Origin of the sequence: Microlunatus sp. GCM10028923 (assembly GCF_042666975.1) — a bacterium.
In the GTDB taxonomy this organism is placed as follows: domain Bacteria; phylum Actinomycetota; class Actinomycetes; order Propionibacteriales; family Propionibacteriaceae; genus Microlunatus.
This window is the reverse complement of record NZ_JBHTFF010000018.1, coordinates 157,847-167,600: the sequence shown is the minus strand read 5'-3', so window position 1 is coordinate 167,600 and position 9,754 is coordinate 157,847. Positions and strand designations below refer to the sequence as shown.

The following is a 9,754-nucleotide window of genomic DNA, read 5'->3' as shown; positions in this document are numbered from 1 at the left end:
GTTGGTCGAGGGCGGTGTTGACGCCCTTGACGTAGGTGGCGTGGTGTTTGTCGTGGTGGAGTTCCATGATCGTGCCGGAGATGTGGGGTTCCAGCGCGGCGTAGTCATAGGGAAGATCAGGAAGCTCATAAGCAGGCACAGCGCATTCCTTTCGCAGGTTCAACGAACTCGGTTCGTCATATTACGCTGGCCCGTTCGGGCCCGATCAAGGGCCAAGGGCGCGCGGCGCGCCGCCCGGTTCACCGCCGGCACAGGTTGGTGCAGCACACTGGCTTCATGATCTCGGCCATGTCGCTGCGTGGGTTGCGCAAGAACTTCGGCCAGAAGCGGGCCGTCGACGATCTCAATCTCGAGGTACGGCAGGGCTGCCTGTTCGGGCTGGTCGGGCCGAACGGCGCCGGCAAGACGACGACGCTCTCGATGGCGACCGGACTGCTCCGGCCCGACGCCGGTACGGCCTCCGTGCTCGACCACGACGTGTGGTCCGACCCGGTCCGGGCCAAGGAACTGATGGGGGTGCTGCCGGACGGGCTGCGGCTGTTCGACCGGCTCAGCGGCGGCGAACTGCTCCGCTACGTCGGGCTGATCCGCCGGGTGCCGCTGCCCGACATCGAGGCCCGCAGCGCGGAGCTGCTCAGTGCGCTCGGACTGGCCGACGACCGCGACACCCTGGTGGTCGAGTACTCCGCCGGGATGACCAAGAAGATCGGCCTCGCCTGCGCCCTGATCCACGCGCCGCGGCTGTTGATCTTGGACGAGCCCTTCGAAGCGGTCGATCCGGTGTCCGGTGAGACGATCCGGTCGATCCTGCGCGACTTCGTCCGCGGCGGCGGCACGGTGGTGCTGTCCAGCCACGTGATGGAACTGGTGGAGAGCCTCTGCGACGAGCTGGCCGTGGTGGCGCAGGGCCGGGTGCTCGCCGCCGGGACCCTGGACGACGTCCGGGCCGGATCCACGCTGCAGCAGCGATTCCTCGAACTCGTCGGGTTCCAGGCCGGCGCGGAGGGAGGGCTGGCGTGGTTGCAATCGTCGTCCGACTCAAACTGACCCTGCTGAAGAACAGCCTGCGGCGCAGCCTCTGGCGCACCATCGGCTTGATCATCGGCGGCCTGTACGGACTCGGGGTGGTGGCCGCGGCGATCTTCGGCATCGTGGCCCTCCGCCTCTGGGCGCCGGCCGACATCGCCGCGGACGTCCTGGTGCTCGCCTTCGCCCTGCTGACCGGCGGCTGGCTGTTCTTCTCGTTGCTGGTCTTCGGCGTGGACGAGACCGTCGACCCGGCCAAGTTCGCCCTGCTGCCGGTGCGAGCCAGGGAACTGCAGCCGGGCCTGCTGGTCGCCGGGCTGATCGGGATCCCCGGCATCGCCACCGCCCTGATCGCGCTGGCCATGATCATCGGCTACACCCGGGACCCGGTCTCGACCCTGGCGGCCGTGGTCGTGGTGCCGTTCGGCGTCGCCAGCTGCTTCCTGCTGGCCCGGACCGCGACCACCGTGTTCGCCCGGGTGCTGTCGTCGCGCCGGTTCCGGGATCTCGCCTTCGTGCTGCTGGCCGTCTTCGGTGCCGGCACCGCGGTGCTGGGCAACCTGTCCGGCGGGCTGGCCGGGGCCGGCCTTGATCAACTGCGGACCGTGCTGGGCGACAGCGCCGAGGTGGCCGGCTGGCTTCCGGTGGGCTGGCTCTGGTCGGTGCCGGCGGAGCTCGGCCGTGGCGGTTACGCCGTCGCGGTGATCAAACTGGTGCTGGGCCTGGCCATGATCATCGGGCTCTGGCTGGTCTGGCGGCACTTCCTGGCGCAACGGCTGGTGGAACCGATCGAGGGCGGCGGCGAGGCGCGCAAGGTGAAGCAGGGCCGGCTGGTCGAACGGCTCTATCCGGCGACCCCGGCCGGCGGGGTCGGCTTCCGTACCCTGATCTACTGGCGCCGCGATCCCCGTTACATCGCCGGGATCGCCGGCTTCCTGATCCTGCCGCTGGCCCTGATCGCGACCCAGATCGCGAACCCGAGCGCCGGCGGCCTGACCTCGCCGATCATCGCGTTCGCGCCGGTGCTGCTCGGCCTGTTCGTCTCGGTCAGCGTGGCCCAGGACCTCTCCTACGACGGCTCGGCGATCTGGCTGCACATCAGCACCGGCCTGTCCGGCGCCGACGACCGGGCCGGCCGGGTCTATTCGGGCCTCACCCTGCTCGGCCCGCTGCTGATCGTGGTCACGGTGATCTCGCTGGCGATCAGCGGGCAGTGGCACCTGACCACGCAGATCCTGGCGCTGGTCGTCGGGCTGACCTTGATCGGGTTCGGCGTCGGTTCGTTCGTCGGCGCGTTGTGGCAGTGGCCGGCGCCGCCGCCCGGCAGCAGCCCGTTCCAGAAGGGCAACAACGGCGGGCTGCCGGGGCTGCTGTCGTTCCTCGTCTCGTCCGGCCTCACGGTCGGGCTCGGGCTGCCGTTGATCGCCCTGGTGATCGGCTCGTTCTGGGTCGGCTGGCTGGCCGCGGTCGCCCTGGTCGTCGGCATCGTCGGCGGGCTCGTCGTGCTCCGGTACGGGATCCGGCTCGGCGGCCGGACCCTGGAGCGTCGCTGGCCCGAGGTGATGGCGGCGGTCAGCGAGCGGGCCGGGTGACCGCGAAGACGCGGAACCCCTTCGCGCTGGCCATCCGGTCGCACCGGTAGCCCTGCTCGACCAGCCAGCGCTGCAGCGAGTCGGCGCCGAGGTTCTTGCCGACCACCAGCCGGGCCACGCCGTCCGGCGCCAGCCGGGGCAGCCAGGTCGACAGCAGCGCGTGTACGGCCTCCTTGCCGATCCGGATCGGCGGATTGGACCACAGCTCGTCGTACCGGACGGACGGGTCCGCCTGGTCCGGCCGCAGGGTGGTGACCCGGTCGGCTACGCCGTGCTCGGCCGCGTTGTCCCGGCACAGCCGCAGCGCCCGGTCGTTGCTGTCCACCGCGTCGATCCTGGCCTCCGGCACCGCGAGCGCCAGGGCGATCGCGATCGGGCCCCAGCCGCAGCCGAGATCGAGCAGCCGGCGGGCCCCGGTCGGCGGCTCGCAGGTCCGCAGCAGCAGTGCCGTCGCATGATCGAGTCCGTCGGTGGAGAACACGCCGTTCGCCGTGCTGAAGCTCAGCTCCCGGTCGCCGATCCGGGCCGTGATCCGGCGCCGCTTCTCCGGCGTGGCCGGCTCCCGTTCGAAATAATGATCTTGGGTCATGGCAGAGACCTGGTGTTCCGCGCCTCGGTGACCCGATCTGCGAGTTGATCATCGGGCGGGTAGTGCACCTGTTCCAGGGTCAGCCCTTGGGCCGGCATCACCTGGACCGAGGAGTCCCGTACCGGAGTGTCCGCGATCCCTTGCAGCCAAGCAAGATCACGCCGTCCGGTGCCCACCGCGACGACCGCGCCGACCAGCGAGCGGACCATCGAGTGACAGAAGGCGTCGGCCCGCACGGTGAGCTCGATCAGGCCGTCCTCGTGACGCCGTCCGGAGAAGTCGAGCAGGGTCCGGATCGTCGTGGCTCCCTCGCGCCGGCGGCAGAAGGCGCCGAAGTCGCGCAGCCCGAGCAGGGTGGCGGCCGCGGCGTTGAGCCGGTCCAGGTCGATCGGCTCGCGGACGTGCGCGACGACGTCCCGGATCAGCGGATCGGGCCGGATCGGCCCGTCGACGAGCCGATAGCTGTAGCGCCGCCAGTCCGCCGCGAACCGGGCGTCGAAGCCCGGCGGCGCCGGCCGGACCGTACGGACGACAAGATCATCGGGCAGCGCCCGGTTGAGTCGGCGGAGCAGCGTCGAGCCGTCGCCGGCGACCTCGGCCGCAAGATCGACATGGACCACCTGACCGCGGGCGTGCACGCCGGCGTCGGTCCGGCCGGCGCAGACCACCCGGGCCGGTTCGGGCAACCGCAGCACGGCCGCGATCCAGCGTTCCAGCTCGCCCTGCACCGTCCGCAGGCCGGGCTGGTCAGCCCAGCCGGCGAAGCCCGCGCCGTGGTAGGCGAGGTCGAGCCGAAGCCGTACCGGATCGGGGTCGGACATGATCAACGACGGCGGTAGGAGAGGTCGAAGATGTGCCGGCCGGCGGCGATCCCGCGCTCCTCGAACCGGGTCATCGGCCGCTGCACCCAGCGCGGAGCCCAACCCTCGCGGAACTCGTTGACGAACCGCGGATGATCATCGAGGACCTCCCGCATCTGCCCGGCGTAGTCCTCCCAGTCGGTGGCCAGCCGCCAGACCCCGTGCCGCTTCATCCGGCTGGCGACCAGGTCGGCGAACGGCCGGCTGACCAGCCGCCGCTTGTGGTGCTTCTTCTTCGGCCACGGATCGGGGAAGAAGGTCCACAGCCGGTCGATCGAATCGGGCGGCAGCAGCCGGCGGAGACCCTCCGCGGCATCCGTCTCGGCAACCCGCAGATTCTCGATCCCGGCCTCGGCGATCTTGCCGAGGATCGAGCCGACCGACGGGGTGTACACCTCGAAGGCGAGCACGTTCGCCTCCGGCCGGGCAGTGGCCATCGGGACCAGCGATTCGCCCATTCCGGGCCCGATCTCGATGATCAACGGAGCCTCGCGGCCGAACAGTTTGACGAGGTCGAGCGGCGGCTCGGCCTCCGGATTCTCCGGCACCGGAGGCGGGGGTACGTCGATCACCCAGCGCTCCCGATACCGGTCCAGATTCCGCTGCTGGGCCACGGTGATTCGTCCCCCGCGGCGGACGAAGGACACGATCCCGCGACGAACCGTCCCTGAGCGCTGGCCTACCATGATCACGCAATGTACCAACCGCTCAGTAGATCGGCAGGGGAGGAGCTCCATGGCGCCGAAGGCCGTTTTCGCGATGAACCCGGGGCTGGAGCGACGGTTTTTCGACACTGAACGACTGGGTCGGCTGACCGAACTGCTCGACCTGGACCCCGACCTGGTGATCCGCGACTGGCAGGACGCGCCGGCGGACGTCGACCTTGCGATCACCGGCTGGGGCGCGCCCGCCCTGAACACTGCCGCGCTGGAGCGGTTGCCGCGGCTGCGCGGCGTGATCCACGCGGCCGGCTCGGTCCGGTCGATGCTCCCCGACGAGGCCTGGCAACGCGACCTGCAGGTGTCCAGCGCGGCCCACGCCAATGCCGTGCCGGTCGCCGAGTTCACCCTGGCCGCGATCCTGTTCGCCGGCAAGGATGTGATCGGGATCTCGCGGGCGTACACCGCCGATCAGGTGCGGACCGAGCGCGGCCCGGAGATCGGCAACTTCGGCCGGACCGTCGGGATCGTCGGCGCCTCGCTGGTCGGGGCGCGGGTGATCGAGTTGCTGCGGCCCTTCGAGCTGAACGTTCTGGTGTACGACCCGTACCTGAGCGCCGAGCGGGCCGAGGCCCTCGGCGCGACCAAGATCGACGAGCTGGTCGAGCTGGCCCGGCGCAGTGACGTGTTCAGCCTGCACGCGCCGTCCATTCCGGCGACCGCCAACATGATCTCCGCCGAGGTGCTGGCCGCCTTGCCGGACGGCGCGACCCTGATCAACACCGCGCGGCCCTCGATCATCGAGACCACCGCCCTGGAAGCGGAACTCGTCTCCGGGCGGTTGCGCGCCATGCTCGACGTCAGCGATCCGGAGCCGCTGCCGGCCGGTCATGTGCTGTACGGGCTGCCGAATGTGTTCCTGACTCCGCACCTGGCGGGGTCGGCAGGGAATGAGCTCGGCCGGATGGGGGCCTCTGCTGTGGCCGAGGTGGAGCGGTTCGTGGCTGGCGCGCCCTTGGAGCACGCGGTGACAGCTGCTGACTTGGCTCGCGTCGCCTGAGGGGCTCTTTGGTCTCGCCCTTTGGCTGGGGTGGGCTTGGTCTTGTGTTGGGCTGGGGTGGGCTTGGACTCGCGGCGCGGTTCGGGGGTCTGTGCGCGGACAACCATCCGCCCGCGGTGATCTGGGTTGCGCTGCCGCTGTTTGGGTGTCGCGGGCTCCCGCCAGGCCCGTCCACGTCCGCGCACAGACCCCCGAACCGCGCCGCTTCCTTGGGCCGAGCACCCTGGTGGGGTGGACCTGAGCCGAGCGTTGGAGTGGTGTTCTGGCGGGTGGTGACCGGGCGCTGAGGTGGTGCCGAGGGTGGGCGTCAGCGCAACGCGCCCTGAGCTTGTCGAAGGGCCAGCCCAGCCCCTACTCACTGCCGACAACCGGAGTGAATTTCGGCCGGTCAGTTACGGCGGAAATCCACTTCGGTCGTTGCGTCTCGCGCGGCCGCCGACAAATCCCGTGCTTCGGGGCGGACCCAGCATCTAGGGTGACCGCATGGGACACGTCGAGTTGGCACGCGTGTCGTATCACCTCCCGGATGGGCGGGTGCTGCTCGACGAGATCTCGTTCCGGGTCGGGGACGGTGCCGTGGTTGCGCTGGTCGGGCCGAACGGGGCCGGTAAGACGACGCTGATGCGGATCATCACCGGGGATCTTGCTCCGACGTCGGGGACGGTGACGCGGAGCGGGACGCTCGGTGTGATGCGGCAGTTCATCGGGAGCATTCGCGATGCGAGTACGGTGCGCGACCTGTTGTTCTCGCTGACCGGGGATCGGCTGCGGGCCGCGGTGGCGGAGGTGGACCGGCTCGAACTGGCGCTGATGGACGACGACTCCGAGGCCGTACAGCTGGAATATGCGCAGGCCTTGTCCGACTACGGCGACGCGGGCGGTTACGAGGCCGAGGTGATGTTCGACGCCTGCTGCACGTCGGCGCTCGGCGTCCCGTACGACCGGGCCCGGTGGCGCGAGGTCAGGACCTTGTCGGGTGGCGAGCAGAAGCGGCTCGCCCTGGAGGCCCTGCTGCGCGGCTCGGACGACGTGCTGATGCTCGACGAGCCGGACAACTATCTCGACGTGCCGGGCAAACGGTGGCTCGAAGATCAACTTCGGAACAGCCAGAAGACGATCTTGCTGATCAGTCACGACCGGGAGCTGCTGGCCCAGGCGGCGACGGCGATCGCCGCGGTCGAGTTGGGCGCGGCCGGGAACACGCTCTGGGTGCATCCGGGCGGCTTCGGGACCTTCGCCGAGGCGCGGCAGGCCAGGTTCGACCGGCTCGAGGAGCTGCGCCGGCGCTGGGACGAAGATCATCAGAAGCTGAAGGACCTGGTCCAGCTGTACAAGATCAAGGCCGCGTACAACTCCGACATGGCGGCCCGCTACCAGGCGGCGAAGACGCGGCTGGCCAAGTTCGAGGAGGCCGGGCCGCCGGAGGCGATCCCGCTGACCCAGCACGTCAACATGCGGCTGCGTGGTGGGCGTACCGGCAAGCGGGCGGTGATCGTCGAGAACCTCGAGCTGACCGGGCTGATGAAGCCGTTCGACCACGAGATCTGGTACGGGGACCGGGTCGCCGTGCTCGGCTCCAACGGGTCCGGCAAGTCGCACTTCCTGCGCCTGCTAGCCCTGGGCGGCAGCGATCCCGACATCGAGCACCGTCCGGTCGCGTCGCTGGACATCGCGTCGGTGGCGCACACCGGCAAGGCCCGGCTCGGCGCGCGGGTGCGGCCCGGCTGGTTCGCCCAGACCCATCACCATCCCGAGTACCTCGGCCGGACCCTGCTCGAGATCCTGCACCGCGGCGATGATCATCGCGCCGGGATGGGGCAGGAGGAGGCGGCGCGGAAGCTGGACCGCTACGAGCTGGCCCGGTCGGCCGAGCAGCGGTTCGAGACCCTGTCGGGCGGACAGCAGGCCCGGTTCCAGATCCTGATCTTGGAACTGTCCGGGGCCACCCTGCTGCTGCTGGACGAGCCGACCGACAACCTGGACATCTCGTCGGCTGAGGCCCTGGAGCACGGTCTCGAGGTGTTCGACGGTACGGTGATCGCGGTCACCCACGATCGATGGTTCGCTCGGGCGTTCGACCGGTTCCTGATCTTCGGTGCCGACGGAAGCGTGTACGAGTCCGACCAGCCGGTCTGGGACGAAGGACGGGTCGCCCGAGCGCGGTGACGCGGGAAGGGAGATCCGATGCAACTCGACGACATCACCCGGTTGGCCTGGGAGGTCCGCCACTACGGCGCCGTCGGTGACGGGATCGTCGACGACACGGCGGCCCTGCAACTGGCGATCGACCGGTCCAACGCGGGCGGCGGCGGCCGGGTCCTGGTGTCGGCCGGCACGTACCGCTGCGGAACGATCGAACTGCGGACGAACGTCGAGCTGCACCTGGCGCCCGGCAGCCGGCTGATCGCCGATCCCGAACACGCGGCGGACCTGGTCGTGATGCGCGGCCAGCACAACGTCGCGATCACCGGATCCGGCCTGATCGACGGCGGCGACGCGGCGCGGGCCGCCGTGGTGATCACGGACTGCGACGATGTCGATCTTCGCGGGCCGACCCTGGCCGGCGGGCTCGCCGACGGCATCGGCGTCGAGATCGCCGGGTCCCGCGGCGTCACGATCGACGGGTGCCGGCTCCGGGTCGCCGGAACCGGCCTGGAGTTGCGCGCCGGCTCCGAGGCCGGTGAGTGTCGCGACCTGATCATCGCCAACAGCCATCTCGGGTCGTCCCGGGTCGCGATCCGGGTCGGTGGCCCGGTGCGCCGGAGCGTGTTCAACGGACTGGTGATCGGCAACTGCGGCGTCGGGGTCGAGTTCGGCGCCGGGCCGGCCGAGCAGCTGCGGTTCGCGGAGTTGATCATCGGCGCTGACGTACCGCTGCTGTGGACCGGTGACGCTCCGAACGGTTCGATCACCTTCGCCGGGCTGTCCGTCGCGGGTCGGTGATCCTGCGATGAATCCGACGGCTCCGTTGGCCTTCCAGCTTGACGTGAGCTCCATGCTCCTCGACTATCACCTGGCCGGCCTGTCGGCCGAGGACCTGACCTGGGCGCCGGCCCCGACGCACTGGACGATGCACCAGGGCGAGTCGGGAACCTGGGAGCCGGACTGGGCCGACGTCGAGCCCGACCCGGTACCCGTGCCGAACGTCGCCTGGGTCAGCTGGCATCTGATCTGGTGGTGGTCCTGCACCCTCGCCGACGTCCGCGGACAGTCGGCGCCCGGCCGTACCGAACTCGGCTGGCAACCCGACCCGGACTGGATCCGGTCCAAGCTCGCCGAGCTCCGTACCGCCTGGTCGGCGGTGCTGACCGACCTCACCGAAGCCGACCTCGCCGAACCGAGCGCCTTCCCCTGGCCCGCCGACGCCGGCCGTACCCGCCTTGATCAACTCGCCTGGGTCACCGTCGAACACACGAAGAACGTCGCCGAACTCGGCCAGCTGATGATGCTCCGCCGAGCCGGCGGCGACGTCCGAGCCGGGATCCGGTAGCTGTGGCGCACCTGGGTCGCGCAGGCTGACGTCGCGCGGCTGGCCCGAGCCATCCAAGGCATGGTCGCCTACGTGATTAACAACGGTTCGCGCCGGGGATCATGATCGACTGACCCGAGCCGCCGATTCCGGGTACCGAGCGTGGCTCAAGATCAGCAACGGCGGCGGGACCCGCCAGGCCGCGACGATCCTGTGCACGGCGGGAACCGGCTACCTCTCCGACCTCGCGCCCGTCGAGGTGTTCGAGGTCGGCCCACCAGGCCGATCCCGCGTCGTCACCCTTGGCCTCCCATCAGCCCTCCGGTACGTCGTGGAGTCGTCCGATCCCGCCCCCGCCACGGCAGTTCGCGCTCGTAGTCGCAGGCGGCCACGGCAGGAATGCCAGCCTCCCACAGCGCCGTGATGATCCCCGAGACGAGGCCGACCACGGCCGCTCGGTCGGCGCGCTCCTCGGCCTCGATCTCGAGGATGTGAGCCA

Annotated in this window: 9 protein-coding genes and 1 pseudogene; 6 read left to right on the top strand and 4 right to left on the bottom strand. The window is 70.2% G+C overall.

Annotated features, from left to right (window positions below; translation table 11 throughout):
• Positions 1 to 139, bottom strand: a pseudogene (locus ACFQU4_RS32845) (superoxide dismutase); the annotation flags it as partial.
• A 137-nt stretch (positions 140 to 276) separates the two neighbouring features.
• Here ACFQU4_RS32845 and ACFQU4_RS32840 point away from each other — a divergent pair.
• Both ACFQU4_RS32840 and ACFQU4_RS32835 read left to right on the top strand, forming a co-directional pair.
• Entirely contained in the window at positions 277 to 1,047 is a 771-nt protein-coding gene (locus ACFQU4_RS32840; protein ID WP_377500350.1) for an ABC transporter ATP-binding protein, read from the top strand.
• On the top strand, positions 1,017 to 2,618 hold the full coding sequence (locus ACFQU4_RS32835) for a hypothetical protein (protein WP_377500348.1): 1,602 nt from the start codon (positions 1,017 to 1,019) through the stop codon (positions 2,616 to 2,618). The genes ACFQU4_RS32840 and ACFQU4_RS32835 overlap by 31 nt, the downstream gene beginning before the upstream one ends.
• Here the strand turns inward: ACFQU4_RS32835 and ACFQU4_RS32830 are convergent.
• From ACFQU4_RS32830 to trmB, 3 genes are read right to left on the bottom strand one after another with little or no spacing between them, the layout of a single operon-like run.
• Complete coding sequence (locus ACFQU4_RS32830) at positions 2,599 to 3,207, bottom strand: class I SAM-dependent methyltransferase (protein WP_377500346.1); 609 nt, start codon at positions 3,205 to 3,207, stop codon at positions 2,599 to 2,601. The genes ACFQU4_RS32835 and ACFQU4_RS32830 overlap by 20 nt on opposite strands.
• On the bottom strand, positions 3,204 to 4,028 hold the full coding sequence (gene truA, locus ACFQU4_RS32825; protein WP_377500344.1) for a tRNA pseudouridine(38-40) synthase TruA: 825 nt from the start codon (positions 4,026 to 4,028) through the stop codon (positions 3,204 to 3,206). Before truA ends, ACFQU4_RS32830 begins: the two co-directional genes overlap by 4 nt.
• A gap of 2 nt (positions 4,029 to 4,030) precedes the next feature.
• Positions 4,031 to 4,753 carry a tRNA (guanosine(46)-N7)-methyltransferase TrmB gene (trmB, locus tag ACFQU4_RS32820; RefSeq protein WP_377500356.1) on the bottom strand — a complete coding sequence of 241 codons (723 nt, stop codon included), beginning with the start codon at positions 4,751 to 4,753 and terminating at the stop codon, positions 4,031 to 4,033.
• Positions 4,754 to 4,802: 49 nt separating this feature from the next.
• Between trmB and ACFQU4_RS32815 the strand changes: the two genes are divergently transcribed.
• The 4 genes from ACFQU4_RS32815 to ACFQU4_RS32800 all read left to right on the top strand — a co-directional run bounded on the left by ACFQU4_RS32815 (position 4,803) and on the right by ACFQU4_RS32800 (position 9,276).
• Positions 4,803 to 5,786 (top strand): hydroxyacid dehydrogenase, encoded by a 984-nt coding sequence (locus ACFQU4_RS32815; RefSeq protein WP_377500342.1) that lies wholly within the window; start codon positions 4,803 to 4,805, stop codon positions 5,784 to 5,786.
• Between the two features lie 483 nt (positions 5,787 to 6,269).
• Positions 6,270 to 7,952, top strand: coding sequence for an ABC-F family ATP-binding cassette domain-containing protein (locus tag ACFQU4_RS32810; protein ID WP_377500340.1), 1,683 nt, complete (start codon positions 6,270 to 6,272; stop codon positions 7,950 to 7,952).
• Positions 7,953 to 7,970: 18 nt separating this feature from the next.
• Entirely contained in the window at positions 7,971 to 8,729 is a 759-nt protein-coding gene (locus ACFQU4_RS32805; RefSeq protein ID WP_377500338.1) for a glycosyl hydrolase family 28-related protein, read from the top strand.
• A 43-nt stretch (positions 8,730 to 8,772) separates the two neighbouring features.
• Complete coding sequence (locus tag ACFQU4_RS32800; RefSeq protein WP_377500336.1) at positions 8,773 to 9,276, top strand: DinB family protein; 504 nt, start codon at positions 8,773 to 8,775, stop codon at positions 9,274 to 9,276.
• Positions 9,277 to 9,754 lie beyond the last annotated feature (478 nt).

Bases quoted from the DNA above. Each gene is read 5' to 3' on its own strand.
- ACFQU4_RS32830 (WP_377500346.1), bottom strand. From the start codon at position 3,207: ATGACCCAAGATCATTATTTCGAACGGGAGCCGGCCACGCCGGAGAAG.
- truA (WP_377500344.1), bottom strand. From the start codon at position 4,028: ATGTCCGACCCCGATCCGGTACGGCTTCGGCTCGACCTCGCCTACCAC.
- ACFQU4_RS32815 (WP_377500342.1), top strand. From the start codon at position 4,803: ATGGCGCCGAAGGCCGTTTTCGCGATGAACCCGGGGCTGGAGCGACGG.
- ACFQU4_RS32840 (WP_377500350.1), top strand. From the start codon at position 277: ATGATCTCGGCCATGTCGCTGCGTGGGTTGCGCAAGAACTTCGGCCAG.
- ACFQU4_RS32805 (WP_377500338.1), top strand. From the start codon at position 7,971: ATGCAACTCGACGACATCACCCGGTTGGCCTGGGAGGTCCGCCACTAC.
- ACFQU4_RS32810 (WP_377500340.1), top strand. From the start codon at position 6,270: ATGGGACACGTCGAGTTGGCACGCGTGTCGTATCACCTCCCGGATGGG.
- trmB (WP_377500356.1), bottom strand. From the start codon at position 4,753: ATGGTAGGCCAGCGCTCAGGGACGGTTCGTCGCGGGATCGTGTCCTTC.